This is a genomic window from Kitasatospora sp. NPDC058046 (genome assembly GCF_042885595.1).
In the GTDB taxonomy this organism is placed as follows: Bacteria; Actinomycetota; Actinomycetes; order Streptomycetales; family Streptomycetaceae; genus Kitasatospora.
The window spans coordinates 107767-133043 of the sequence record NZ_JBHVRS010000020.1 but is presented as its reverse complement, the minus strand read 5'-3'; the positions used below and the strand labels follow the sequence as shown (position 1 = coordinate 133043).

21 protein-coding genes are annotated in these 25277 nt (G+C 73.0%); 7 read left to right on the top strand and 14 right to left on the bottom strand.

Translation table 11 applies throughout. The features are described from left to right. The first annotated feature begins 331 nt into the window (after window positions 1-331). Window positions 332-544 carry a hypothetical protein gene (locus ACFVU7_RS32785; protein ID WP_074002239.1) on the top strand — a complete coding sequence of 71 codons (213 nt, stop codon included), beginning with the start codon at window positions 332-334 and terminating at the stop codon, window positions 542-544. A 27-nt stretch (window positions 545-571) separates the two neighbouring features. On the opposite strand, the gene ACFVU7_RS32780 is transcribed toward ACFVU7_RS32785, so the two are convergent. The 10 genes from ACFVU7_RS32780 to ACFVU7_RS32735 all read right to left on the bottom strand — a co-directional run bounded on the left by ACFVU7_RS32780 (window position 572) and on the right by ACFVU7_RS32735 (window position 11106). Next, window positions 572-1222, bottom strand: a complete 651-nt coding sequence (locus ACFVU7_RS32780) for a Pr6Pr family membrane protein (RefSeq protein WP_074002240.1) — start codon at window positions 1220-1222, stop codon at window positions 572-574. A 157-nt stretch (window positions 1223-1379) separates the two neighbouring features. Next, window positions 1380-2087 (bottom strand): response regulator, encoded by a 708-nt coding sequence (locus ACFVU7_RS32775; RefSeq protein ID WP_380738498.1) that lies wholly within the window; start codon window positions 2085-2087, stop codon window positions 1380-1382. Between the two features lie 17 nt (window positions 2088-2104). Continuing rightward, window positions 2105-3403, bottom strand: coding sequence for a sensor histidine kinase (locus tag ACFVU7_RS32770; protein ID WP_388048692.1), 1299 nt, complete (start codon window positions 3401-3403; stop codon window positions 2105-2107). Next, the gene (locus tag ACFVU7_RS32765; RefSeq protein ID WP_388048690.1) at window positions 3400-4377 is read right to left on the bottom strand and encodes a hypothetical protein; all 978 of its coding nucleotides are present in this window, start codon (window positions 4375-4377) and stop codon (window positions 3400-3402) included. Before ACFVU7_RS32765 ends, ACFVU7_RS32770 begins: the two co-directional genes overlap by 4 nt. Window positions 4378-4479: 102 nt before the next feature. Beyond that, window positions 4480-5028: a GNAT family N-acetyltransferase gene (locus ACFVU7_RS32760; RefSeq protein WP_380780094.1), complete on the bottom strand. Its 549-nt coding sequence runs from the start codon at window positions 5026-5028 to the stop codon at window positions 4480-4482. An 81-nt stretch (window positions 5029-5109) separates the two neighbouring features. Beyond that, window positions 5110-6174 carry a hypothetical protein gene (locus ACFVU7_RS32755; RefSeq protein WP_388048688.1) on the bottom strand — a complete coding sequence of 355 codons (1065 nt, stop codon included), beginning with the start codon at window positions 6172-6174 and terminating at the stop codon, window positions 5110-5112. Between the two features lie 96 nt (window positions 6175-6270). After that, on the bottom strand, window positions 6271-7344 hold the full coding sequence (locus ACFVU7_RS32750) for a hypothetical protein (RefSeq protein ID WP_388048687.1): 1074 nt from the start codon (window positions 7342-7344) through the stop codon (window positions 6271-6273). Window positions 7345-7424: 80 nt separating this feature from the next. Next, the gene (locus ACFVU7_RS32745) at window positions 7425-8507 is read right to left on the bottom strand and encodes a hypothetical protein (protein ID WP_388048685.1); all 1083 of its coding nucleotides are present in this window, start codon (window positions 8505-8507) and stop codon (window positions 7425-7427) included. Then, window positions 8488-10617 (bottom strand): hypothetical protein, encoded by a 2130-nt coding sequence (locus ACFVU7_RS32740; RefSeq protein ID WP_388048684.1) that lies wholly within the window; start codon window positions 10615-10617, stop codon window positions 8488-8490. The genes ACFVU7_RS32745 and ACFVU7_RS32740 overlap by 20 nt, the downstream gene beginning before the upstream one ends. A gap of 21 nt (window positions 10618-10638) precedes the next feature. Next, window positions 10639-11106, bottom strand: coding sequence for a hypothetical protein (locus ACFVU7_RS32735; protein WP_388048683.1), 468 nt, complete (start codon window positions 11104-11106; stop codon window positions 10639-10641). A gap of 259 nt (window positions 11107-11365) precedes the next feature. Here ACFVU7_RS32735 and ACFVU7_RS32730 point away from each other — a divergent pair, with 259 nt between their 5' ends. From ACFVU7_RS32730 to ACFVU7_RS32715, 4 genes are all read left to right on the top strand, one after another. After that, the gene (locus ACFVU7_RS32730; RefSeq protein ID WP_388048681.1) at window positions 11366-12568 is read left to right on the top strand and encodes a CaiB/BaiF CoA transferase family protein; all 1203 of its coding nucleotides are present in this window, start codon (window positions 11366-11368) and stop codon (window positions 12566-12568) included. Between the two features lie 2 nt (window positions 12569-12570). Further along, on the top strand, window positions 12571-13713 hold the full coding sequence (locus tag ACFVU7_RS32725; RefSeq protein ID WP_380738479.1) for an acyl-CoA dehydrogenase family protein: 1143 nt from the start codon (window positions 12571-12573) through the stop codon (window positions 13711-13713). 83 nt (window positions 13714-13796) lie between these two features. After that, window positions 13797-15011, top strand: a complete 1215-nt coding sequence (locus ACFVU7_RS32720) for an acetyl-CoA C-acetyltransferase (RefSeq protein WP_388048679.1) — start codon at window positions 13797-13799, stop codon at window positions 15009-15011. 85 nt (window positions 15012-15096) lie between these two features. Then, on the top strand, window positions 15097-17298 hold the full coding sequence (locus ACFVU7_RS32715; protein ID WP_388048677.1) for a 3-hydroxyacyl-CoA dehydrogenase NAD-binding domain-containing protein: 2202 nt from the start codon (window positions 15097-15099) through the stop codon (window positions 17296-17298). A 78-nt stretch (window positions 17299-17376) separates the two neighbouring features. Here the strand turns inward: ACFVU7_RS32715 and ACFVU7_RS32710 are convergent, their stop codons facing one another. From ACFVU7_RS32710 to ACFVU7_RS32695, 4 genes are all read right to left on the bottom strand, one after another. Then, window positions 17377-18156: a MerR family transcriptional regulator gene (locus ACFVU7_RS32710; protein ID WP_049655245.1), complete on the bottom strand. Its 780-nt coding sequence runs from the start codon at window positions 18154-18156 to the stop codon at window positions 17377-17379. A 238-nt stretch (window positions 18157-18394) separates the two neighbouring features. Beyond that, on the bottom strand, window positions 18395-19438 hold the full coding sequence (locus ACFVU7_RS32705; protein ID WP_388048675.1) for an isopenicillin N synthase family dioxygenase: 1044 nt from the start codon (window positions 19436-19438) through the stop codon (window positions 18395-18397). Window positions 19439-19808: 370 nt separating this feature from the next. After that, the gene (locus tag ACFVU7_RS32700) at window positions 19809-20456 is read right to left on the bottom strand and encodes a response regulator transcription factor (RefSeq protein WP_049655241.1); all 648 of its coding nucleotides are present in this window, start codon (window positions 20454-20456) and stop codon (window positions 19809-19811) included. After that, window positions 20408-21856 (bottom strand): histidine kinase, encoded by a 1449-nt coding sequence (locus ACFVU7_RS32695; protein ID WP_380738473.1) that lies wholly within the window; start codon window positions 21854-21856, stop codon window positions 20408-20410. The genes ACFVU7_RS32700 and ACFVU7_RS32695 overlap by 49 nt, the downstream gene beginning before the upstream one ends. A gap of 301 nt (window positions 21857-22157) precedes the next feature. On the opposite strand from ACFVU7_RS32695, the gene ACFVU7_RS32690 reads away from it, so the two are divergent. Together ACFVU7_RS32690 and ACFVU7_RS32685 are read left to right on the top strand one after the other, a co-directional pair. Beyond that, window positions 22158-22871: an ABC transporter ATP-binding protein gene (locus ACFVU7_RS32690; RefSeq protein ID WP_234348522.1), complete on the top strand. Its 714-nt coding sequence runs from the start codon at window positions 22158-22160 to the stop codon at window positions 22869-22871. After that, complete coding sequence (locus ACFVU7_RS32685) at window positions 22868-25261, top strand: FtsX-like permease family protein (RefSeq protein ID WP_388048673.1); 2394 nt, start codon at window positions 22868-22870, stop codon at window positions 25259-25261. Before ACFVU7_RS32690 ends, ACFVU7_RS32685 begins: the two co-directional genes overlap by 4 nt. Window positions 25262-25277 lie beyond the last annotated feature (16 nt).

Genomic DNA, 25277 nt, shown 5'->3' with positions numbered 1-25277 from the left:
CCTGCGTGCCGTTCCCGCCGTGCGCGTCATCCCTGACCTGCGTGCCATTCCTGACCTGCGTGTCATCTCCGGCCTCCGCCGAAACCCCGGTCTCCCCCGCGGAACCCCTCCGCCACCGCTCCCCGTCGACGCTACGGCCGGCCCCACCGCCCGGGCGTCATCCGACGAGCCGCACCCGCTTCCTCCTCCGGGCGCACCGGCTTCCTTCTCCGGGCCGACCCGGAGCCGGGTGCAATGGTCCTCGGCGGTCTCGACAGCGACCGTTTTGACTGCGGGTGAAAAACCGCCGTCCGCGGCCCCAACTACCCGTCGCTCCAGTACCATCGGCGGCATGCCTGCGCTCACCATCGAGTACACGGAGCACGAGCTCGCCGCGATCCGCGAGGCCGCCGCCGCGGACGGCAAGACCGTGAAGGCCTACGTCCACGACCTGAGCGTGCGCGAGCAGCAGCGCCGGGTCTTCGTGGACCACGCGGTGGCGTTCTGGAAGGCGCACCGGGCCGAGTTCGACGCCGCGTTCCCCGAGGACGCGCCCGCCGCGTGAGCGACGGGGGAGCGTGAACTCCGGGGGCTATGCCTGCGGCGTCGACCGCAGCCTTCCCGCGATCCGCGTCCCGAGCCGGTCCAGCCCGACGACGAGTGCGGCGAGCGCCACGAACTCGACGGTCAGCAGGGCTATCTGGCCCCAGACGTAGCCGTAGCCCTTGGTGGTCGGGTCGAAGAAGAAGTACGGGTAGGGCATCGGGTAGTCGTCGAACAGCGCGTTGCGGGCGAGCACGATCGCCGCGTAGCCGAGCGGGAAGCCCAGCCAGAGCGGGATGTCCTTCCAGGCCGAGGCGTTGCGCGGCTTGAGCACCAGCCAGTCGGCGATCACCATCACCGGCGTCACGTAGTGCAGGAAGAACGACGACCAGTGCGCCAGCTTGTCCGGCCCGCTGACCAGCCCGGGCAGCGGGTTGGCGCCGTGTTCGAGCAGGATGTGCGAGACCAGCCCGGTGATCAGGATGTACAGCGTGGCAGCGCCGCGCAGCCGGGGCGCGGGCGCGTCCACGGTGCCGCGCTTGAGCATCCAGTACACCGCGCCGATGAAGTAGCCGAACACGATCACGTTGCTCTGCACGGTGAAGTAGACCAGCGGCGCGGTCCCGAGGGTCAGGCCGAGGCCCGCCGAGAGCACGATGCCCATGCGCCACCAGAGCGCGGGTCGGGTCCGGACTGTCATGCGGCCACCAGTTCGTTCCAGGCGATACGGGAGGTATCGGACGTCGAGGGGGAAACCCGCACTCTACTCGCTGGTACCGATCGGATGGAATCCACGTTCGAGCCGTTCGGGCGTACCGGGGGCACGGGTGATGGTCGCGGTGGATCCTGAGTGGGCGTCAGCCCGGCAGCACGAAGCCCGACTCGTACGCCGCGATGACCGCCTGGGTGCGGTCCCGCGCGCCCAGCTTGGCCAGCACGCTGCCGACGTGCGTCTTCACCGTCTCCTGGCTCACCACCAGCTGCCGCGCGATCTCGCCGTTGTTGAGCCCGGTGGCCATCAGCCGCAGCACCTGCCCCTCCCGCTCGGTCAGCCGCCCGATCGGCCCCCGGTCGCCCGACCCGGCCTCCCGGCGCCGGTCCGCGCCGTGGCGCAGCGCGAGGTCGCGGACGGCCGCCGGGAACAGCAGCGAGTCGCCGCGCGCGACCAGCCGCACCGCCTGCACCATCTCCTCCGCCCGGGCCCGCTTCAGCAGGAACCCGGCGGCGCCCGCGCGCAGCGCGTCGTACACGTGGTCGTCGTGCTCGAAGGTGGTGACCACCAGGATGCGCGGCGGCGGGGCCATCCCGTTGACCAGCTGTTCGGTGGCCCGGATGCCGTCGATGCCGGGCATCCGGACGTCCATCAGCACCACGTCCGGGCGCAGTTCGCGCACCAGCGGGACGACCTCGGCCCCGTCGGCGGCCTCGCCGACCACGGTGAGGTCCGGTTCGCTGTCGATCACCACCCGCAGGCCCAGGCGGACCAGCCGCTCGTCGTCCGCGATCACCACCCGGATGCCGTCGGCGCCCTGCCGTGCACCCTCGTCCACGGCGTCGTACCCCATCTCGTTCATGTCCTCGTTCACGTCGCCCCTCCCACCGGCAGCCAGACGGCCAGCCGCCACGTCGTTCCGTCCCCGTCCGGCCCCGCCGCGCTGCCGCCGTGCAGGGCCGCCGCCCGCTCGCCGATCCCGCGCAGCCCGCGCCCGCCGCCGGGGCGGCTCGGCCGGGCGGGGCCGAGCGGATTGGTCAGGTCGATCTCCAGCCGGCCGTCGGCGAGCCGGACCCGCAGCCCGGCCGGGGCGGGCCCGGCGTGGCGCAGCACGTTGGTCAGACCCTCCTGCACAATCCGGTACGCCTCGCGGGAGACCGGCTCGGGCAGGCCGGCCAGCCCGGGCGCCAGCTCGGCGTCCACCGCCACCCCGGCGCGGCCGAGCTGGCGCAGCAGGTCGTCCAGCCCGGCGAGGGTCGGCCCGGCGGGTCCGGCGGCCTCCGGGTCCTCCTCGCGCAACAGCCCCAGTACGGCGTCGAGTTCGGCGACGGCCGCCCGGGCGGTCTCCTCGATCGCCGCGAGCGCCTCGGCGGCGAAGTCCGGGTTGCTGCGCAGCACCCGGGCGGCGGCCGAGGCCTGGATGCCGACGGCGCTGAGCGCGTGGCCGACCGAGTCGTGCAGCTCGCGGGCCAGCCGGTTGCGCTGGGCGAGCACGGTGGCCCGGCGCTCGGCGACGGCCACCCGCTCCTCCGGGGTCGGGCCGAGCAGGGCGGGCGCCCAGCGGGCGAGCAGCGCGCCGCAGACGGCGTTGGTGCCGACGATCAGCAGCAGAACGCCGAGGCCGAGGACCGGGCCGGTGACCAGCCAGCCGGGGAAGTGCCGCTCCCACATCCGGACGAACTCCCTGGTCCCCGCGAAGCCGCAGACCAGTACCACCGCGAACGGGGTGCCCGCCAGCGTCATCCCGGCGACCACCCCGCCGAACAGGACGTGCAGCACGTACCAGAGCGCGGTACGCCACCGGGCGCCCCAGGAGCGGGCCGGCCCGGTGGCCAGCTCCTCCGGCCGGGCCGCCGAGCACAGGGCCCGCGCCGCCGCGCCCTCCAGCCCCCGCACCATCGGCACCAGCGCGGTGACGGCGGCCATCGGCAGCGAGGTGAGCAACGACAGGACGTAGAGCAGCAGTTGGCGTCCGGGCGGCTGGTTCGGGTTGAGCGCCCCGTACAGCACCACCGACAGCATCCAGTACGGCATCAGCAGCGCGCCGCCCAGCACCAGGTGCACCCAGCGCAGCCGGGCCCGCCGGCCGACCGCCGCGCCCGCCGCACGCCGTAGGCGGACGCCCACCTCTCCCGTACGCCGCAGTCGCATGCCCACCCCCGTGATCACCCGCGCGACTCTACGGCAGCGGTGCGCCGGAGGGTGCCGCGTTCGGTGAGCGCGACCGCCCCGACCGCCAGGACCAGCACCGCGGCCACCACCTGGGCGCCCTGGACCAGGGGGGTCAGCCCGGGGACGGCCGTCCGCAGCTCGGTCACCCGGGTCGTCGTCGCCCCGAAGGCCACCAACTGCCAGGCGCCCCAGCCGAACAGCGAGCCGGCCGCCGTCCAGACCACCAGCAGCGGCCCGAGCAGCCGGCGCCCCGGACGGACCCGGAAGACCAGGACCAGCAGCGCCGCCGCCGCGGCCACCGCCATCACCGCCGTCACCCCGTTCATCACCGCCACGCCCCGGGACCGGCCGTCCACCAGGTCCTGCGGCACTCCGGCGGTGCCGCCGAACGCCCAGTAGACCCGGGCCGCCGCGACACCCGCGGCGAGCAGCGCGGTGACGCAGGCGAGGACGCGCTGCACGGTCAGGGTGGGGGAGTCCGGCAGGTCGCCGATCCGCTCCCGCAGCAGCCCGGCCCAGCGCCGGCGGGCGTACAGCACGAAGGCGGTGATCAGCGCGAGGCCCTGGACGGCGAAGCCGCCGTACACGACGGGGAAGACCCAGCCGCCGAGGCCCTTGTCGTCCGGGTCGGCGCTCTCCGGCCCGAGGACCAGGAGGCTCAGCAGGTACAGCGGCAGCGCGACCAGGATCGTGCCGAGCAGACCGGTCGCCACCCACATCGGGAACGCCACCAGCCCGGCCGACGCCCGCCGCCCCCACGGCCGGACGAACGCCAGCGCCAGGGCCACGGCGATCGCGTCCATGCCGAAGGTCAGCAGGTTCACCAGCCACAGCCGGTCCATCTCGCCGGGATCGCCCGCCCCCACCGGATGCCCGGTCAGCCACAGCAGCTTCAGCGTCAGGTACGGCCCGGTCGCCGCCACCGCCGTCCACGCCGCCCCGGCCCGCACCACGTGCTCGTTGATCCTCATGCCCCCACGGTCCCGCCGGGCCGGGCGCCGGGGCCTCCGCCCGGGGCGCGATCCCGCTCCCCCTGGCGGGGGATCTCGGGCCGACAGGGGCTCCTCCGGGCCTCAGGGCATCCGGTGGATCACCCGGTCCTCCTCGTCGGTGCGGCCGTCCGGGTCGGCGACCAGCCCGAGCCGCTCGGCGAGCCGGCGCGAGGGCAGGTTGTCCGCGTGGATCAGGGCGACCACCGGGACCCCGGGGTGGCGCGGCAGCGCCTCCGCCATCGCCGCCCGGGCCGCCTCCGCCGCGTACCCGAGGCCCCAGGCGGACGGCCGGAACCGGTAGTAGAGGTTGAACACCCGCTCCCCGTCCAGGGTGTGCAGGTAGAGCCCGGCGAACCCGATCACCGTCCCCGGGTCCTCCCGGGTGGCGACGGCGCAGTACCCCACCCCGTCCCGCACCCAGTCGGCGACGAACCCGTCCAGCATCTCCCGCGCCTGGACGAGCTCCCGCTGTGGCCCGTGCGGGTTGTACCGGTTGGTCTCCGGATCCCCGTGGATCGCGAACACCGCCCCCACGTCCCCCTCCCGCGGCCGCGTCAGCACCAGCCGCTCGGAGACGGCGACGACGGTGCGGGCGGTGTGGTCGGTACGGTCGGTGGTGGTGGTGCTCATGGTGCTCCCCCGTGTCTCACGTAATAGGTCCATCGCAAGATAGACCATTACCCCGACACCCGCCCGCCCATTTTCCGCCCGCTACAGGATCGGCTCACACCCGATCGCCTGGCCGCCGGCCGTGAGGAACTGCTTCCAGGCCTCGTCGGAGGTGGAGAACAGGTGCCCCAGGTGCCTGATCGTGCCGATCCGGAAGTAGACGGGGCGACCGTGGCAGGTCACCACGATCTCGTCCCGGGGGAGGGACCCCACCCAGCGGGCACGGCCGAACGCCGGCCTGGTGTCCCGCTCGGTGGCCTCCGGCCGGAGCCGGGACTCGGTGGCGATGACGAGGGAAGAGGTGCTCCCGTGCGCATCCTCAGGCGTGATCTCGCAGGTCCACAGGGGATCGGATCCCACGGTCACGGCCTCCCTGTAGCGCTTGTCGGGCGAGCGCTGGACGGAGACCCCCGGCAGGCCGCAGACCGCGTCGCCGTCGAGCTCCCGCTCGGTGGCGGCCGGGGCCAGCTCGTGCAGGACGGGCAGCGGCGCCTTGCCGCAGCCGCGCTGGTCCGCGATGCGGTCGGCCGCCGACACGGCGAGCCGGGCGAGCTTCAGGGGGTCGGGATCCTTCCCGGAGTACGCGGTGACCCTGGCCCAGAGCCCGTTGGGGCAGCCCTCGGGGAGCAGTGCCCACGCCTCGTCGCCACGGACGGCGCCGACCGCGCCACCGTTCGCCGAGGCGGCGAACGTCCGGGCGCCGGGAGGGATCGGGAGGTGGAACACATCCTTGCTCTCGCCGAGGGACACCCGGATGTTCCGGTCGTCGCCGAACATCCCGCCGGCCACCTGCACGGTGCAGACCGCCGTGCCGCGGCTGACGTTCCCCTCGTACGGCTCCGCGCTGACCTTGCCCGACCCGAGCGCTTCGTTCACCGCCCGTGAGCTCACCACCTCGTCGCACACGCTGTCCGGCCCGAACCTGTTGGTCATGTCGTCCGCCAGCAGCGCCCACCCGGCGACCCCCAGCCCGGCCACCAGCCCGACCGCCGCCACTGCCATGACCCCGGCCCGCACCCGCAGCCCCCGGGTAGTGAATCCGCGCCGGTCGAGCGCCGCGTCCATCCGCCCGACGGGGCCGTTGGCGGAGCCGTTCTTGTCTTCCATGGTGTGTCGTTCCCCGGTTGCTGCTCGGTCGGTCGGATTCAGGCGTGCTCCTGCGGGCGGCCGGTCATCAACCGGCCGCCCGCAGGAGGGGAGGCGTCACAGGATCGGCTCACAGCCGATCGCCTTGCCACCGGCGGTGAGGAACTGGCGCACCAGGTCGTCCCTGTCGGGGAACAGGTAGTCGTAGGGGTCTGATTCGAATCCGCCACTGAGGGAGAAGAAGGTGTCTTTGCCCTGGCAGGTGGTGACGTACTCGACGTACTTCCCGCTGATTCGGCGCGCTCTCCCGTACTGGGACGGATGTGAGGCGTCCTGGGTGACGGCGGTGGTCCGTGGCTCCGTGGTGATCGTGAAGGCCTGGGGCACGCTGCCGACCGCATTCCTGGTGATCACGCAGGACCAGATCGGGTCGGCTGCGGTGGTGACCTGCTGCGAGTAGCGCCGCTCGGCACCGGGGTCCTTCGCGGGGGCGAACCCGGGCAGGCCGCATACGTCGTTCCAGTCGGGGTCCGTCTCGGCCCCCCTTGCGGACAGGCTCGTAGGAGTCGGCAACTTCCGCTCCGCGCACCCGTTCTCCCGAGCTGCCGCGTTGGCGAAGGAGACGGCCAGCCGGACTCTCTCTTCGTCCAGGCCCAACTCGCTGCTGTGCACTTCGGCGCGCAGCCCCTTGGGGCATCCCTGGGGAAGCAAGGCCCACGCCACGTACTTGCTCACCGAGCCGACCGAGTCGCCGGAAAACAACCGGGCGTCCGGTGCGGCGAGCTCGGCCGGGCCCTTGGTGTCGCGCTCGATGCGGAACTGTACGACCTTCTCGGTGGTTGTGAACAGACCGGATCGGACCCTGGCGGAGCAGCTGTTGTCGGGAGAGGCGTCCGTTGCGTTGAAGTCCTTGCTCTTCCTCTCGGAGATGCGTCCAGGCCCCAGCATGTCGTGCACTTGCTCCGCCGTGGCCGCGCCATTGCACACGTTGTCCGGCCCGCCGAGGTTCGTCAGCCGGTACAGCCCGAACCCCACCGCCCCTACCGGAACGAGGGAGAACGCCAGGAGTACGACCGCCAGCCGTACCCGCAGCCCCCGCGTGGTGAACCCCCGTCGGCCGGGCGCCGCATCGACGCGCCCGGCCAGGCCTGCGGTGGAGCCGTCAGGCCTGTCGTCGTCCTTGTTGTCCACGATGTGCTGTCCCCTGTGTGTTGCTCGGCCGACTGGATCGGTGCGGGCGGCCGGTTGGGAACCGGCCGCCCGCAGAGAGGTCAGAGAATCGGCTCGCAACCGATCGCCTTGGCACCGGCGGTGAGGAACTGCTTCCAGGCGGAATCGCTGTCCGGTACGAGGTCCCAGAAGCCGTTGACTTCCATCCGGAAGTAGGTCGGCCGGCCCTGGCAAGTCGTTGTCATCTCGTCGGGCTTCACCCAGCGAGCTCGGCCGATCCCCGGTTCGTCCTTCGGGGTTGTCGCGGTCAGGAGGCGGGGCTCGGTGCCGACAGTGAAGGTGATCGAGGACCTCGGGTTCGCGTCCGAGTGGATGAGACAGGCCCACAGCGGGTCGGTCGCGGTGGTCACGGTCTCCCGGAAGGCCGGGCCGCCGGGGGTGGTGGGCATGGTGAGCCCGGGCAGACCGCAGACGGTGCTGCGGTCGAGGTCGCGGTCCTTTCCGGCATCGGAGAGTTGGTGCGGCGCGGGCGTGGGCGACGTGCCGCACCCCTGTTGTGACGCGATGCGGTCGGCCGTCGACGCGGCGAGTGCGGCGAGCTTCTCGGCCCCGGGCCGTTCACCGCGGTCCGCTCTGACGGTGACCCGCTGCCCACTGCCGCACGCCTCGGGAAGCAGTGCCCAGGCCCGGTGGTCGAAGGCCGCGCCGGACGCTCCACCGTTGGCCGAAGCGGCGAACAGCCGGGCCTCCGAGTCGTTCGCGACGACGGAGAGGTCGCTGTTCTTGCGCAGCTCCACGGTGACTGACCGTTCGTTGCCGAAGACGCCGGAACTCACCTTCGCCATGCAGAAGGCGGATCCGCTGCGCAAGTGCCCGTCGCCGAACGCCTGATCGCTGACCTTGCCCGGCCCGAGTACGTCGTTCAGCAAATCCGCGCTCACGGTACCGTCGCACACGCTGTCCGGTCCGAAGGCATTGGTCAGGTTGTCCGCGAGGAACACCCCGGCCCCGGCCACGACCGCCGTCACCGCCACCACGGCGACCGCCGCCCGTACCCGCAGCGGCCGGGTCGTGAACCCCCGCCGGTCGAGCGCCGCGTCCAGGCGCTCGCTGACGGTGTTCTCGTCGCCGGGCTGATCGGCGGCGTGCTGAGTCTTCTTCATCTCAGCGTCCACCCAGCGCATTGCGGTATGTCTGGTTGACGCCTGTCCCGTAGCTATCGGACACATCGTGCAGGAGCTTCTGGGGCACACCGGCAGTCGAAGCGATCTCCGCGTTGGTGAGACCGGCCTCTTCGGCCTTTGTGACGATCATCTGCTTCAGCTGGTTCTCTCCGGAATTGAACATCTTGGACAGGTCTGCCTGTGTCTCCTGGTCCTGCTTGCTGTTGAGCCCGTTCGCCCATTCCGACGTACCGACATCGACCATGCGCTGGACGTAGTCACCCACAACCGGTACGGGAGTCAGGGGCGTGCCGATGAGGTGGTAGTTCATCTTCGCTTGCCAGTTGTTCTGGAACACCACGTCGTCATGGTGACGGGTCATGACGTCCGACTGCGTGCCACTGAGTGCCCCCAGGACCTGGCCGGCCTCTCGCACATAGCCCTCGATACCGGGGTTGGGGTGCCCGGTTTGATCCATCCTGAAGGTGTCAGCGGGGTAGGCGTCGAGCCGCCGGGCCATTTCCTGGCTCTCGGCGTAGTGGATCGCCCTGAACGCCTCAGGGTCATCGGACACTCCTCGGATGACCCGGATGAGACGATCTCGGTCGATGACCAATCCGCTGGTCTCGGAGTGCCCGTTGACCTCCTTGCCGATGATCTCGTACGTGTCGGCCGCGTAGTCGGCGATCATGTTGCCGAACGGTCGGCGCAGTCCGACCGGGAGCTCGGTCACATGCCCGGCGGAGTCGCCCCCGAAGTGGGTGATCGTGTCGGACATGATGCGCGCCATCGCCGCGTCGTGCGGGCGGACGGGCGGCTGGTTGCCGTTCGGATCACGACCGGTGGTTGCGGCCTCCAAGGCGTCGCCGAACGCGCCGCGGGAGTTGTTGCGTGCGACCGGGTCCAACTGGTTGTGCTCGTAGCCCTGGTTGGGCCACTGGCGGGCTTTGAGCAGGTAGTCGAGGTTCTTGTTGGCTGCGGGGTCGAGGAAGTCCTTCGAGGCCTCGGGGTTGCGGCTCATGGCCTGCATGAGGTCCCGCATCGGATCGCCCTGGTGGCCAGTGGCGTTGCTCCAGTCCGGGCCCCACAAGTCCGCGCCCTTGAGCTTGCTGCCGCGCTCGTAGTCGACCAGGTCGGTGCCTACCTTGGTCAGGAAACCCTTGTCGAAGCTGCCCTTGGCGTTGAGCAGCGCCGTCAGTGCCGGGTAGTTGTCGTTGTATCCCGCCGCGGACCCCCCGGGGCGGCGGGCGGCGGCCAGCAGCCCGTCCTCCCAGGCCTTGCCCATTCCGCCGTCGCGGGTGGCGCTGGCCAGCGCGACGGACAGGTTCTTGTAGACGTCCTGGTAGCCCGCGGCGTTGTGGTTGCCGTGGGCGAGGCCGTCGTAGACCCTGCTGTACTCCAGCAGGGCGTCGGGGCCGGTCTTTCCGCCGTAGTTGAGGCCGTTGAGCAGGGTGGTGGAGAAGTCCTTGTTCTCGGCATTGGCGGCCATGAGGGCCTGCAGCTGCTTGAGCTGGTCGTCGGAGAGGCTGCCGGCCTTGGCCATGAGGTCCTTGGCCCGGTTGGCGTCGGCGACCGGGCCGCCACCGTAGGGGGTGGGGTTGAAGGACGTGGTGCTGGTACCGATGTCGCCCTGGAGCGCGACGCTTGCCCGTTGGTCTGCGGCGGCGGCCTTCTCGACGGCCTTCGTCAACCGGGCCGCGATGGCCTCCGCCTTGGCCCTCAGCCCCTGAGCCAGCTTCTCGCCATCGGTGTCGTTCCGAGCCTCCTTCGGCAGGGTCCAGTTGACCTGGCCGTCTGCGGAGACGGTCATGTTCTCGGTTTGCGCGTCATGGATGGCCGTGTCGAGGTCGCGCCGGGCGGCGGTGAAGTCCTCGGCGGCGGTCTTCATGATCGCGGCGAGGGCGGTGGCGACGGCAGAGGCCTGCTTGAAGTCGCCGTCCATGCCCTGCATGGCCGTCGTCGCCGCGTCGGCGGCATCGCCCTTCCAGCCGGCCCGCTGGGCGGTGCTGGTGAGGTCCTTGGTGACCCGGCCGTCCAGAGCGGTGAGGGCCTTGGCCACGCCGGCCCAGGCCTCCGCGGCGTCGCTGACCCCGGAGAAGTCGGCCTCGTGCAGTTCCTTGAAGGACACCATCTGTGCTTTCCCCTCTCCTGGCTAGCGGGTCGCGCCGAGGTCGGCGGCGGTCCTGGCCTCGTTGTCGCCGTAGAACCGTTGGGTCTTGTCGAGGTTCGCGGCGGCGCTGCCGAGCTTGTCGTGCAGGGTCTTGCACTGCTGCAGCCACCGTTCGGTGCTGCCGGTGAGGGCACCGCCGAAGGAGAAGCCCCGGATCTTGGTCGACGCGGTGCTCGCGTACTCGGTGAGGCTGTGCGCGCCGGGGCCGGCCTTGCCGTTGGCGCTGTCGAGGTCGGTGGCGATCTGCCGCGCTATTCCGGCCGAGGCGTTGAGCTCGTGCGGGGTGTCCAGCTGGGTGGTGCCGAGGGCGGGCGGGATCAGTACGGGGTTGACACCGTTGGGCGGGGCCGGATTGGAGTACGGCGACTTCGCCGCGTACGTGGACGCCGGGCCCGGTATCGGGTCCTTGGCCGGTGCGACCGGTCCGGTGGCGAAGTTCGGGTTACCCATGTGCGCGGAATCCTCCCCAATCGGCAAAGCGGCCGCTCCCCTGCGGCATGACGACCGTACAGGGAGCCTCCGTCAGTGCACCGACCCACCCTCCGTGATTCCGTGGGCGCGGGGAGTGGCCGGGTTCACCGGGCGTGGGTCGAGGGGGAATTGGCGGCTCGGCGCGGGGGTGGAGGTCTTGTTACCGGCGGGTCGCTTGCCTATCATCCCGAGTGTGACAGCTTTACTGTCAAACCCGTCGGGAAGGGTTCAGCAGCCAGTGGGTGACGCGAGCAGGGCGCCGGAGGCCGGGGGGCCGTTGGCGGGTGTGCGGGTGGTGGAGCTCGCCGGGATCGGGCCGGGGCCGTTCGCGGCGATGCTGCTGGGGGACCTCGGGGCGGACGTGGTGCGGGTGGACCGGCCGGAGCCGTCGCCGCTGGGTACGGACCCGGCGTACGACCTCAGCAACCGCAACAAGCGTTCGGTGCTGATCGACCTGAAGTCCCCGGAGGGCCCCGGGCGGGTGCTGGACCTGGTCGAGCGGGCGGACCTGCTGATCGAGGGCTACCGGCCGGGCGTCGCGGAGCGGCTCGGGGTCGGTCCCGAGGCGTGCCTGGCGCGCAACCCGGCGCTGGTGTACGGGCGGATGACCGGCTGGGGGCAGCACGGCCCCCGGGCGGCGACGGCCGGGCACGACCTCGGGTACGCGGCGGTCGCCGGGGTGCTCGGGATGGTGGCGGCGCCGGGCGGGGCCGAGGAGGCCCCCGGTATCCCGGCCAACCTGCTGGGCGACTACGCGGGCGGCTCGCTCTACCTGGTCGTCGGCCTGCTCGCCGGGCTGCACCACGCCCGCGCCACCGGCGCCGGGCAGGTGGTCGACGCCGCGATCGTGGACGGCGCGGCGCACCTCGGCTCCATGCTGTGGGGCCTGCTCGCGGCCGGCCACTGGCAGGACCGCCGGGGCGTCAACCTGCTGGACGGCGGCGCGCCGTTCTACGCGGTGTACCGGGCGGCCGACGGCGGCCACCTGGCCGTCGGCGCGCTGGAGCCGCGCTTCTACGCGGAGTTCGCCCGGTTGCTGGAGCTGGGCCCGGACGCGCCCGGCCAGTACGACCCGGCCCGCTGGCCCGAGCTCCGCGCCCTGATCGCCGCCCGCTTCGCCACCCGGACCAGGGCCGAGTGGGAGGCCGTCTTCGCGGGCTCCGACGCCTGCGTGGAGCCGGTCCTGACGATGCGTCAGGCCGCCGTTGAGGCCCATCTGTCGGCGCGCGGGACGTACGTCGAGGCGGACGGCTTCACCCAGCCGGCCCCCGCCCCGCGGTTCTCCGCCACCCCGGGCGCCCTGCGCCGCCCGCCGGCCCGGCCGGGCGCGGACACCGCCGAGGTGGCCCGGGACTGGGGTGTCCCCGCCCTCGACCCTGACGCACCGGCCCCAGCGACCGGCGGTACCTTCCCCAACTCCACGGCAGAGCAAGGAGAGTAGCGTTGCAGCGCGAGATCTTCACCGAGCAGCACGACGACTTCCGGGCCACCGTGCGGGCCTTCCTGGCCAAGGAGGTGCTGCCGCACTACGACCGCTGGGAGAAGGCCGGCATCGTCGACCGCTCCGCCTGGCTCGCGGCCGGCCGCCAGGGCCTGCTCGGCCTGGCCGTCCCCGAGGAGTACGGCGGTGGCGGCACCCCCGACTTCCGCTACGCCGCCGTACTGGCCGAGGAGTTCGCCCGGGCGGGCGCGTCCGGACTGGCGATCGGCCTGCACAACGACATCATCGGCCCGTACCTCACCTCGCTCGCCACCGAGGAGCAGAAGCGACGCTGGCTGCCAGGCTTCTGCTCGGGCGAGCTGATCACCGCGATCGCGATGACCGAGCCCGGCACCGGCTCCGACCTCCAGGGCATCCGCACCCAGGCGGTCGACCAGGGGGACCACTTCCTGCTCAACGGCGCCAAGACCTTCATCTCCAACGGCATCCTCGCCGACCTGGTGGTCGTGGTCGCCCGCACCACCCCCGAGGGCGGCGCGCACGGGCTGAGCCTGCTGGCCGTCGAGCGCGGCACGCCCGGTTTCGAGCGCGGCCGCAACCTCGACAAGATCGGCCAGAAGGCCCAGGACACCGCCGAGTTGTTCTTCGAGGACGTCCGGGTGCCGAAGGAGAACCTGATCGGCGAGCTCAACGGCGGCTTCGTCCACCTGATGCAGAACCTCGCCCAGGAGCGGCTCACCATCGCCGCCGCGGCGATCGCCGGCGCCGAGTACCTGGTCGAGATCACCACCGACTACGTCAAGCAGCGCGAGGCCTTCGGCCGCCCGCTCGCCAGGCTCCAGCACGTCCGCTTCGAGATCGCCGAACTGGCCACCGAGTGCGCCGTCACCCGCGCCTTCGTGGACCGCTGCATCACCGAGCACAACCGTTGGGCGCTCACCCCGGCGGACGCCTCGATGGCCAAGTGGTGGGCCACCGAACTGCAGAAGCGCACCGCCGACCGCTGCCTCCAACTGCACGGCGGCTACGGCTACATGAGCGAGTTCCCGGTCGCCCGGGCGTTCACCGACGGCCGCATCCAGACCATCTACGGCGGTACCACCGAGATCATGAAGGAGATCGTGGGCCGCTCCATCCTCGGCTGATCGCCCCCGTCCTTCCGAACCCCCAGAGTCCCCGCCCCGAACAAGCCCCCCGCCCCGAAAACCCGCTGAAAGGCGTTCCCACCGTGACCACCGAAGCGTACGTCTACGACGCGATCCGCACCCCGCGCGGCCGGGGCAAGGCCACCGGCTCGCTGCACGGCACCAAGCCGATCGACCTGGTCGTCGGCCTGATCCACGAACTGCGCGGCCGCTACCCCGGGTTGGACCCGGCCGCGATCGACGACATCGTGCTCGGCGTGGTCAGCCCGGTCGGCGACCAGGGCTCCGACATCGCCCGGATCGCGGCCATCGCGGCCGGCCTGCCCGACACCGTCGCCGGCGTCCAGGAGAACCGCTTCTGCGCCTCCGGCCTGGAAGCCGTCAACCTGGCCGCCGCCAAGGTCCGTTCCGGCTGGGAGGACCTGGTCCTGGCCGGCGGCGTGGAGTCGATGTCCCGGGTGAAGATGGCCTCCGACGGCGGCGCCTGGTTCGCCGACCCGATGACCGCGTACGAGACCGACTTCGCCCCGCAGGGCATCGGCGCCGACCTCATCGCCACCATCGAGGGCTTCTCCCGCACCGACGTGGACGCCTTCGCCGCCGAGTCCCAGGCCCGCGCCGCCAAGGCCCAGGCGGACGGCCTGTTCGACCGCTCGGTCGTCCCGGTGCGCGACCGCAACGGCCTGGTCGTGCTGGAGCGCGACGAGTTCATCCGCCCCGGCACCACCGTCGAGACCCTGGCAGGCCTCAAGCCCTCCTTCGCCGGCATCGGCGAGGCCGGCGGCTTCGACGCCGTCGCCCTCCAGAAGTACCACTGGGTCGAGGCCATCGACCACGTCCACCACGCGGGCAACTCCTCCGGCATCGTGGACGGCGCCGCGCTGGTGGCCATCGGCAACCGCGAGGTCGGCGAGCGGTACGGGCTGCGCCCGCGCGCCCGGATCGTCTCCGCCGCCGTCTCCGGCTCCGAGCCGACCATCATGCTCACCGGCCCCGCCCCGGCCACCCGCAAGGCGCTCGCCAAGGCCGGGCTCACCGCCGCCGACATCGACCTGGTCGAGATCAACGAGGCCTTCGCCGCGGTCGCGCTCCGCTTCATCCGCGAACTCGGCTTCCGCCACGACCAGGTGAACGTCAACGGCGGCGCGATCGCGCTCGGCCACCCGCTCGGCGCCACCGGCGCGATGCTGCTCGGCACCGTGGTCGACGAACTGGAGCGGCGCGACCTGCGCTACGGCCTGATCGCCCTCTGCGTGGGCGGCGGCATGGGCATCGCCACCATCGTCGAACGCATCTGAGCCCACGCGTCGCCCGCCGCCTCCCTTCGTGGGACACGCCGCGCGTGGTACCTCCCTCTGCAGACCGGTAGACCTGGAGAACTTGATGAGCGACACCACCACCATCCGCTGGGAGCAGGACCAGGACGGCGTGGTCACCCTCGTCCTCGACGACCCCACCCAGTCCGTCAACACCATGAACGAGGCCTTCACCGCCGACTTCGAGACCGTCGTCGAGCGGCTCGCCGCCCTGGCCGCCGCGGACGCGCTGCGCGGCGTGGTGATCGCCTCCGGCAAGAAGACCTTCTTCGCCGGGGGAGACCTGCGGATGCTCTCCGCCGCCCGACCCGAGGACGCCGAGGCCGTCTTCGAGAAGTCGATGCGGATCAAGCGCGCGCTGCGCACCCTGGAGACCCTCGGCAAGCCGGTCGTCGCCGCCGTCAACGGCAGCGCGCTCGGCGGCGGCCTGGAGCTCGCCCTCGCCTGCCACCACCGGATCGCGCTCGACACCCCGGCCAGCCGGATCGGCCTGCCCGAGGTCACCCTCGGCCTGCTGCCGGGCGGCGGCGGAGTGGTCCGTACGGTCCGGCTGTTCGGCATCACCGACGCCCTGCTGAAGTTCCTCCTCCAGGGCCGCCAGTACCGCCCGGCGCAGGCGCTGGAGCACGGACTGGTGCACGAACTGGTCGACACCCCGGAGGAGTTGACCGCCCGCGCGAAGGCCTGGATCGAGGCCAACCCGACCGCCGTCCAGCCCTGGGACGTCAAGGGCTACAAGATCCCCGGCGGCACCCCGGCCACCCCGGCCTTCGCCGCCAACCTGCCCGCCTTCCCGGCCAACCTGCGCAAGCAGCTCAACGGCGCGCCCTACCCGGCCCCGCGCAACGTCCTGGCCGCCGCGGTGGAGAGCGCCCAGGTGGACGTCGACACCGCGATGACGATCGAGGCCCGCTACTTCACCGAGCTGGCCTGCGGGCAGACCAGCAAGAACATGATCCAGGCGCTGTTCTTCGACATGCAGGCGGTCAACTCCGGCGCCGGGCGCCCGAAGGGCGTGGAGAAGCGGCCGGTCCGCAAGGTCGCGGTGCTCGGCGCCGGGATGATGGGCGCGGGCATCGCCTACGCCTGCGCCAAGGCCGGCATCGAGGTCGTGCTCAAGGACGTCGGCATCGAGGCCGCCGAGCGCGGAAAGGCCTACTCCGAGGGGCTGTTGAACAAGGCCGTCGCGCGCGGGCGCTCCACCGAGGCCGACCGCGACGAGCTGCTGGCCCGGATCACCCCCACCGCCGAGGCCGCCGACCTGGCCGGCTGCGACGTGGTGATCGAGGCGGTCTTCGAGAACACCGAGCTCAAGCACAAGGTGTTCCAGGAGATCGAGGGCGTGGTCGGCCCCGACACGCTGCTCTGCTCCAACACGTCCACCCTGCCGATCGGCCTGCTCGCCGAAGGCGTCGAGCGCCAGGGCGACTTCATCGGGCTGCACTTCTTCTCGCCGGTCGACAGGATGCGCCTGGTCGAGATCATCCGCGGCCCGCGCACCGGCGACGAGGCGCTGGCCCGCGCCTTCGACCTGGTCCGGCAGATCGACCGCACCCCGATCGTGGTCAACGACTCCCGCGGCTTCTTCACCTCGCGGGTGATCGGCCAGTTCCTCAACGAGGGCGTCGCCATGGTCGGCGAGGGCATCCACCCGTCCAGCATCGAGCAGGCCGCCGCCCAGGCCGGCTACCCGGCCAAGGTGCTCTCCCTGATGGACGAGCTGACCCTCACCCTGCCGCGCAAGATCCGCGACGAGTACCGGCGCTCGGTGGAGGCCGCCGGCGGCAGCTGGACGCCGCACCCGGCGGACGCGGTGGTCGACCGGATGGTCGACGAGTTCGGCCGCCCGGGGCGCAGCGGCGGCGCGGGCTTCTACGAGTACGGCGAGGACGGCAGGCGCGGGCGGCTCTGGCCGGGGCTGCTGGAGCACTTCTCCGGTGCTCCGGCCGGTGCTCTGGGGGACGCCCCGGGGGACGTCCCGTTCGAGGACCTCAAGGAGCGGATGCTGTTCAGCGAGGCGCTCGACTCGGTGCGCTGCCTGGAGGAGGGCGTGCTGACCTCGGTCGCCGACGCCAACGTGGGCTCGATCCTCGGCATCGGCTTCCCGGCCTGGACGGGCGGCGTGTTCCAGTACATCAACGGGTACGAGGGCGGCCCGGCCGGCTTCGCGGCCCGCGCCCGCGAACTCGCCGCCGCGTACGGCGAGCGGTTCGCGCCGCCGGCGCTGCTGGAGCGGGTCGCGGCCGAGGGGCGGACCTTCACGGACTGACCGGTCGGCCTACCGGCCTACCGATCTGCCGACCTGCTGACCTGCTCGGACTTGGGTGAGGCCGTGGCCCGTACGGCCTCACCCGGGTTCCAGGCCCGACTCCAGGCCCGACTCCTGGTCCGACTCCCGGCTCAGCTCCTCGCCCAGTTCCTCCCGCAGCGAGCGCTGGAATGCCGTGACCAGCGCCTGCGCCACCATCGGCTGGATGTGGTCCGTCAGCGCCCGCATCCGGGCCAGCTCGGCGGGCGCGGGCTCGCTCTCCCGGTACGGCTTCCACACCGTCTCGCGGAACAGCCGCTGCAACTCCCGTGCCGTCGCCCGGCTGTGCTCCAGCACCACCGCCCGGGCGGCCAGCAGCGTCTCCAGCGGGATCGGCACGTCCAGGATCCGCACGCCCAGCGGCAGCAGCCCGGGATCCACCCGGAACACCTCCGGATCCCGCGTCCGCTCCAGCGCCCCCATCGCGGCGAGCCGCTCGACCTGCCCCTCCGTCAGGCCCCGCCCGGCCCGCCGCTCCAGCTGCGCCCGGGTGACCTCCTCCGGGGCCTCCGGCGTCCACGACGCCACCAGCGCACGGTGGATCGCCAGGTCCAGCGGCGTACTGTCCTCCGGCAACCGCGCCAGGTACCGCTCGATCGCGGCCAGCGTCAGGCCCTGCCGCTGCAACTCCTCGATCAGCTCCAGCCGGTCCAGGTGCGCCGCCCCGTACAGACCCACCCGCCGCGGCCCCAGCTCCGGCGGCGGCAGCAGCCCCTTCGTCCCGTAGAACCGCACCGTCCGCACCGTCACCCCGGCCCGCGCCGCCAGCTCGTCCACCGTCAGCCGCACTCCGCCCCCCACCCCGCCGTGCTCCCCCATCCGCCGCCTCCCGCGCTGGCACACTCCTGCTGTGACAGCAGCAGTGTGACAGTGGTGGGCGTGCCGGTCCACCGATGCGGGCGGCGGGCGGCAGGCGAGCGGCGGGGGGTGTGCGGGAGTGCGGACGCGTGCGGGCGCAGGGGGGCCGCTGACGCCGACGCCCCTGCCGTCCGCCGGGGGACCGGCTTCGGGCAGGGGCGTCGGGGTTGCGGCGTCGGGGTTGCGGCGGTACCGGGGGTCAGGCGAGGGCGGCGTGGTGGCGGCGGGTGACCTCGGGGTGGGCCCTGGTGTAGCCCTTCCACTCGTTGAGGCCGAAGTCGGCGAAGAGTGGGTTGGCCGGGTCGGCGGTGGCGCCGGGGGCGTGGTGGGCGAGCGGGAAGTCCAGCGGCTCGATATGGGCGTCGAGGCGCGGGTTGTAGAAGAACGGCACCGAGAAGCGCTCGCGGGCGCCGACCGGGCTCACCACGCGGTGGTTGGTGGCCTTGAGGTAACCGTCCGTGGCCACCTCCAGCAGCTCGCCGAGGTTGACGACGAAGGCCCCGTCGAGCGGCGGGACCTCGAGGAAGGTGCCGTCCGCGCGCTCGACCTGGAGGCCGCCGACGGTGTCCTGCAGCAGCAGGGTGATGAAGCCGTAGTCCTTGTGGGCGCCGACGCCCTGGCCGGCGCCGTCCGGGGCGGTGCCGGGGTAGCGGACCAGCTTGAGGCGCAGGTGGGGGTGGCCGGCGAAGGCCTCGTCGTAGAAGTCGGGGCGGGCGCCGATCGCGGCGAGGAGTTCGTGCAGCAGGCGGCGGGCGACCGCGCCGAGGTGGTCGATCCAGCCGAGCGCGGCGGTGCGCAGCTCGGGGAGGGCCTCGGGCCACTGGTTGGGCCCCTCCAGCCACCAGTACGGGGGCTCGCCGCTGCCGGGGACGTGCGGGGGCAGCTCGGCGCCGATGTCCAGCTGGTCGCGCCAGTCCTGGCTGCCGCCGGTGCGCTCGTCGCCGGTGCGGGTGTAGCCCCGGTAGTGGGGGGAGTTGAGGTTGCTCACGGCGAGCCGGTCGGCCTCGGGGAGCGCGAAGAAGGCGCGCATGGCCCGGGCGAGTGCGGCCGTCTCCTCCGGGGTGACGCCGTGGCCGACCAGCTGGAAGAACCCGACGCCGGTGGCCGCGGCGCGGAGCTCGTCGTGCAGGCGGCGGCGGTCGTCCGGGCTGCCGTCGGCGAGCGAGAGGTCGATCACCGGGAGGGCGTCCGCAGAGGGGGAGCCGGTGCCGGTCTCGGATATGGGCGTGTACTGCTGCGTCATGTGTGACATCCGCTGGGTCTCGTCCCGGCTGGTCCCGGTGGTCGACCGGGGGCGGCCGGAGCTGTGCCTGGTGCGGCGGGTGCTCCGGGGCCGGGAGGTGGTGGCGGCCGGGCAGGGGTCGCCGTTGAGGGTGGGTGGCGCGAGGTTCAGCCGGAGCGTCGACAGGACATGGTCGTCACGCGGAGCAGGTCCACGTGGCGGCGGCGAACAAGGATGAGCACCCCACCAGCCTAATTGACCCGTTCTGCGGCAGGCGAGCCCCCTGCAGCGGAGGGCCACTCGCCATTTGTCGGTGATCTATCAAGTCGTGGGACGGTGGTGCCGGAGTGTGGGCGGTGGCGGCTCCTTTCGGGAGTCGTTCGGGAGTCGTTCAGGAGTTGTTGAGGTAGGCCAGGACGGCCAGGACCCGGCGGTTGTCGTCGTCGGAGGGCTGGAGGTCGAGCCGGACGAAGATCGATGCGGTGTGCTTGGCGACGGCCCGCTCGGTGATCACCAGCTGCTGGGCGATCGCCGCATTGGACCGGCCCTCCGCCATCAGTCCGAGCACCTGCCGCTCGCGCGGGGAGAGCGTGGAGACCGGGCCGGCCGAGGAGTTGTGGGTGAGCAGCCGGGTGATCACCTCCGGGTCCATCGCGGTGCCGCCCTGGGCGACCCGCCGCACGGCGTCGATGAACTGGGTGCCGTCCATCACCCGGTCCTTGAGCAGGTAGCCGATCCCGCCGGTGCTGCCGGCCAGCAGCTCGCGGGCGTACAGCTGCTCCACGAACTGCGACAGCACCAGGACGGGCAGGCCCGGGTGGGCCTGACGGGCCGCCAGCGCCGCCCGCAGCCCTTCGTCGGTGAAGCTCGGCGGCAACCGGACGTCCACCACGGCGATGTCGGGCCGGTCCGCGGCCACCGCGGCGAGCAGCTGCTCGCCGTCCTCCACCGCCGCGGTGACCTTCATGCCGTTGGCCTCCAGCAGCCGGGTCAGTCCGTCCCGGAGGAGGAAGAGGTCTTCGGCGATGACAACGCGCACGGGATCTCCAGGTTCACGATGGTCGGCCCACCGGGCGGGCTGCTGATCGCGAGCACCCCGTCGAAGGCGGCCAGTCGGCGTTCGGTTCCGCTGAGGCCGGTTCCCCGGGACGGCTCGGCGCCGCCGCGCCCGTCGTCGGTGACCGATATCCGCAGCAGCCCGTCACTGTGCCCTATCTCGATCCACACCCGCGAGGCCCCGGCGTGCTTCACCACGTTGGCCAGCAGCTCCGTCACCGCGAAGTAGGCGGCCGACTCCACCGGGGCGGGAGCCCGGCCGGGCAGGCCGCCGGTGAAGCCGACCGGCAGCGGCAGGTCCAGCGCCGTCGCCCGCACCGCGTCGGCCAGGCCGCGGTCGGCGAGCACCGGGGGGTGGATCCCGCGGACCAGGTCCCGCAGCTCGCCCAGCGCCTTCACCGAGGACAGCCGGGCCTCGGCCAGCAGCGGCCCGAGGGCGTCCGGGTCGTCCTTCAGCTGCTCGGCCACGGTCAGCAGCATGCCCAGTGCGACCAGTCGGGCCTGCGCCCCGTCGTGCAGGTCCCGCTCGATCCGGCGCAGCTCGGCCGCGCCGGCGTCGATGGTGTCCGCCCTGGTCCGTGCGAGATGGCTGACCTGGCGGGCCAGCTCGGCTCGGCGGGAGGGCCCGAGCAGGGCCCGGGCGGCCTTCTCGTGGATCCGCAGGGCCGGCGGGGCGGCCCACAGGACGGCCAACGGGGCGATGGTCAGGCCCATCGAGTAGACGACGCCCAGGGCGAAGAACGGTCCGTTCCGGCCGAAGACCTCCAGGGCGACCGGGGTCAGCACGACGATCGCGGCGGTGAGCAGCACGGTGGCGCCGGTGAGCAGCGTCCAGGCGAAGTCCCGCCAGGTCGCCGGGTCGGTGAGCCAGCCGCCGGCCCGCAGCCGCGGCCAGGCCCCGGCGCGGACCGGCCGGCGGTACGGCACCGGTATCGGCCGCCCGCTCCACTTCCCGACGGTGCGCCTGCTCTCCGTCGCGATCCAGCGGGCGCCGAACAGCCCGAGCACCAGCAGTGCGGGCGCCAGCCAGACCGAACCGGACCGGCCGCCCGGCGCCGCACCGCCGTAGAGGTGGGCCGCCATCAGCGCTATCGTCCCCGGAGCGAACAGCGCGGCGCCGACCGCCCGGCCGCCGCCCCCGGTGGCCCAGCAGAGCGCCCACAGGGCGACCGGTGCCATCGGCACCGCCAGGATCAGCGGCCCGCCCGGGGTGAAGTCCCCGGGCTCGTCCGGACCGAACAGCGCGGTGGCCAGCAGGACCGGCCCCGCCAGCAGCGCGAGGAACCCCGTCACGGCCAGCGTCACCGCGTACCAGGCGCGCACCCCGTCCGCACACGCCCGGCCGACCCGCAGGGCCAGTCCGTTCAGCACTCCCGCGTCCATGACGCGCCCCCTCTCCCTTGCGCGGCCCCGCCCGGAGGCCGCGGCGCCGCGGCCCGAAGCCGCGGTTCCGAAGCTGTCGTTCCGGGGCCCCGCGGACCCCGGTTCCGATCTTTCGCTGGGTCAGTCTGCCCGGCCGGGGCCCCTGGTGCTCTAGGCCTGAACACCCAGTTCGGGGTGTATCTGGATACACCCCGCAGAGGCCGTCCAGACGGCTGTCGGCACCCCGCCGCCGATTCGTAGCGTGATGTTCCGTCAGCCGGCCCGGGTTTCCCGGGGCCGGACGCCGAACAGTGGAGGGCCCGTGAACGCGCCGATCATCCGGATCCGCGGCGTCAGCAAGACGTACGACCGATCCGACGCCGCCCGTCCCGCCCTGGCCGGGCTCGACCTGGAGGTCCGGGCCGGCGAGGCACTGGCCGTGCTCGGCCGTTCGGGCAGCGGCAAGTCCACCCTGCTGAACCTGATCGCCGGCCTCGACCGCCCGAGCGAGGGCGAGGTGGAGGTGGACGGCGTCGCCGTGCACCGGCTCGGCGAGGCCGCGCTGGCCGAGTACCGGCGGGCGCGGATCGGCATGGTGTTCCAGTTCTTCAACCTGCTGGACGACCTGACCGCGGAGGACAACGTGCTGCTCCCGGCCCAGCTGGCCGGGATGCGGCGGGAGCAGGCGCGGGCCCGGGCCGGGGAGCTGCTGGAGCGGCTGGGGGTGGCCCGGCACGCCAAGGCCTTCCCCGGCCGGCTCTCCGGCGGGGAGCGCCAGCGGGTCGCGGTCGCCCGGGCGCTGATGAACCGTCCGCCGCTGCTGCTGGCCGACGAGCCCACCGGGGCGCTGGACACCGCCTCCGCCGCCGACGTCCGCGACCTGCTGCGCGGGCTCAACGCGGAGGGCCAGACGATCCTGCTGGTCACCCATGACACCGCGCTCGCCGAGGCCTGCGCCGACCGGACGATCGAACTGCTCGACGGCCGGCTGGTCCGGGACACGGCGGCCGTGCCGGCACCGGGCGGTGGCCGATGAGCGCGCTCGGCAAGGTGGTGCGCGCCGGGGTCGGCCGCCGGCGGGTGCAGACCCTGGTGATGGTGCTCACCACGATGGTGTCCGTGACGGCGTGCATCCTCGCGCTCGGGCTGCTGGTCGCCGCCCAGGGCCCGTACCAGCGCTCCTTCGCCGACCAGCGCGGCGCCCATCTCAACGTGCTGTACGACCGGGCCAGGGCGAGCCCGGCCCAGCTCGCCGCGACGGCCCACGCGCCCGGCGTGACGGCTTCGGCCGGCCCCTACCAGGCGGTCGCCGTCCAGCCGCGCTCCGGCCCCGATACCCGGATCCCGCCGGCCGGGAGCCCGCTGCCGCCGATGACGCTGGTCGGCCGCGCCCAGGACGGCCCGCTGGACGGCCTGCGGATCACCAGGGGCCGCTGGGTCGCCGGCCCCGGCGAGGTGGTGTTCCTGGACGGGCACTCGCCGCTGGCGGTCGGCGACAGCATGGAGTTCCCGGAGCTGCCGGGGCATCCGACGCTCAAGGTCGTCGGCCTGGCGGCCTCGGTCTCCTGGAGCGCGGACGGCTGGGTCGCCCCGGAGCAGGTGGCCGGGCTGACGGCGCCCGGCACGGAGCCCTCCGTCCAGTACCTCTACCGTTTCGCCCACGCCGGCGGCGACGCCGAGGTGGAGGCCGACCGCGCCGCACTGGCCGCCGCGGTCCCGGGCGGGGCGCTCGCCAGGGCCACCTCCTACCGGCCCGCCCAGGAGGAGGCGAACCGGACGGCCTCGACCTTCGTCCCGTTCGTCACGGCCTTCGGGGTGCTCGGCCTGGCCATGTCGGTGCTGATCATCGGAGTCGTGGTCAGCGGCGCGGTCAGCGCCGCCACCCGGCGGATCGGCATCCTCAAGTCCCTGGGCTTCACCCCGGCCCAGGTGGCGCGCGCCTACGTCGGCCAGGCGCTGATACCCGCCGGGGTCGGCACGGCGCTCGGTGTGCTCCTCGGCAACCTGCTGTCCGTACCGGTCCTCGGGCTGGCTCACAAGGCCCTGCGCGGCGGGCTGCTCGGCATCCCGGTCTGGGTGGACGTCGTGGTCGCGGTGGCGGCCCTGGGGGCGGTGGCGGGCACCGCGCTGGTACCGGCGCTGCGGGCCGGGCGGCTGCGGACGGTGGAGGCGCTCGCGGTCGGCCGGACGGCGCCGGGCGCCAAGCGGGCAGCCGCCCGCGGCACGGTCGGCGGGGCGGGGGCGGTGGGCCCGGTGTCCCGGGCGCAGGAGCTGATCGGCCGGCTGCCGGTGCCACGGGCGCTCAGCCTCGGGCTGGCCTCCCCGCTCAACCGGCCGGGCCGCTCGGCGACCACCGGGGCCGCCGTGGTGCTCGGCACGGTCGGGGTCACCCTCTGCGTCGGCCTGACGCTCTCGCTGGGCTCGATCCAGGACGGTCTGGCGGCCGACCGCGCGGGCAAGGTGGTGGTCCAGACCCCGTTCGACGGCGCCGCGCCGTCCGCCGACCACGTGGACGAGGCGGCCGTGGCCAGGGCCGTCGACTCCCGCCCGGGCACCCGGGCCTGGTACAGCACCGTCCCGACCCCGGTCGCCCTGGCCGGCAGCACCGGGCGCTCCGAAGTGGTCGCGTTCAGCGGCGACACCTCCTGGAGCGGCTTCCAACTGGTCTCCGGCCGCTGGTTCCACGGCCCCGGAGAGGTCGTGGTGGCCGCCGCCACCCTGCGGGCCACCCAGGCGAAGGTCGGTGACACCGTCACCCTCACCGACCACGGACGCAGCACCCCGGCGAAGATCACCGGCGAGGTCCTGACTACCAACGACCTGGTGTTCACGGACCGGTCCACGCTGGCGCCGCTCGGCGGCGCGATCCACGCCGAGGCGCTCACCTTCCACATCGACCTCACCCCGGGCACCGATGCGAAGTCCTACGCCGACGGGCTGGACCAGGCCGTGAAGCCGCTGGGCCTGAGCGCCGACCCCGGAGAGGAGCACCTCAGCATCGTGGTGCTGGCGATGAACACCCTGGCGGGCACGCTCACGCTGCTGCTCTCCGTGGTGGCGGGACTCGGGGTGCTCAACACCGTGCTGCTGGACACCCGGGAGCGGGTGCACGACCTCGGGGTGCTCAAGGCGCTCGGGATGTCACCCCGGCAGACCGTCGGCATGGTGCTCACCTCGGTCTGCGGCAGCGGGCTGGTGGCCGGGGTGATCGGGGTCCCGATCGGCATCCTGGTGCACCACCGGGTGATGCCCGCGATGGCACGGGCCGCCGGAATCGGGGTGCCGGACGCCGACCTCGCCGTGTTCGCCCCGTCGGTGGTGGGGCCGCTGATACTCGGCGGCCTGGTGCTGGCCCTGCTCGGAGCCGTCCTCCCGGCCACCTGGGCGGCCCGCACCAGGACGGTCACGGCGCTGCGGACGGAGTGACGACGCGGGGAGGGCC

Bases quoted from the DNA above. Each gene is read 5' to 3' on its own strand.
- ACFVU7_RS32705 (WP_388048675.1), bottom strand. From the start codon at position 19,438: ATGACGCAGCAGTACACGCCCATATCCGAGACCGGCACCGGCTCCCCC.
- ACFVU7_RS32785 (WP_074002239.1), top strand. From the start codon at position 332: ATGCCTGCGCTCACCATCGAGTACACGGAGCACGAGCTCGCCGCGATC.
- ACFVU7_RS32715 (WP_388048677.1), top strand. From the start codon at position 15,097: ATGAGCGACACCACCACCATCCGCTGGGAGCAGGACCAGGACGGCGTG.
- ACFVU7_RS32685 (WP_388048673.1), top strand. From the start codon at position 22,868: ATGAGCGCGCTCGGCAAGGTGGTGCGCGCCGGGGTCGGCCGCCGGCGG.
- ACFVU7_RS32740 (WP_388048684.1), bottom strand. From the start codon at position 10,617: ATGGTGTCCTTCAAGGAACTGCACGAGGCCGACTTCTCCGGGGTCAGC.
- ACFVU7_RS32775 (WP_380738498.1), bottom strand. From the start codon at position 2,087: ATGGGGTACGACGCCGTGGACGAGGGTGCACGGCAGGGCGCCGACGGC.
- ACFVU7_RS32760 (WP_380780094.1), bottom strand. From the start codon at position 5,028: ATGAGCACCACCACCACCGACCGTACCGACCACACCGCCCGCACCGTC.
- ACFVU7_RS32780 (WP_074002240.1), bottom strand. From the start codon at position 1,222: ATGACAGTCCGGACCCGACCCGCGCTCTGGTGGCGCATGGGCATCGTG.
- ACFVU7_RS32735 (WP_388048683.1), bottom strand. From the start codon at position 11,106: ATGGGTAACCCGAACTTCGCCACCGGACCGGTCGCACCGGCCAAGGAC.
- ACFVU7_RS32710 (WP_049655245.1), bottom strand. From the start codon at position 18,156: ATGGGGGAGCACGGCGGGGTGGGGGGCGGAGTGCGGCTGACGGTGGAC.
- ACFVU7_RS32765 (WP_388048690.1), bottom strand. From the start codon at position 4,377: ATGAGGATCAACGAGCACGTGGTGCGGGCCGGGGCGGCGTGGACGGCG.
- ACFVU7_RS32695 (WP_380738473.1), bottom strand. From the start codon at position 21,856: ATGGACGCGGGAGTGCTGAACGGACTGGCCCTGCGGGTCGGCCGGGCG.
- ACFVU7_RS32745 (WP_388048685.1), bottom strand. From the start codon at position 8,507: ATGCGCTGGGTGGACGCTGAGATGAAGAAGACTCAGCACGCCGCCGAT.
- ACFVU7_RS32755 (WP_388048688.1), bottom strand. From the start codon at position 6,174: ATGGAAGACAAGAACGGCTCCGCCAACGGCCCCGTCGGGCGGATGGAC.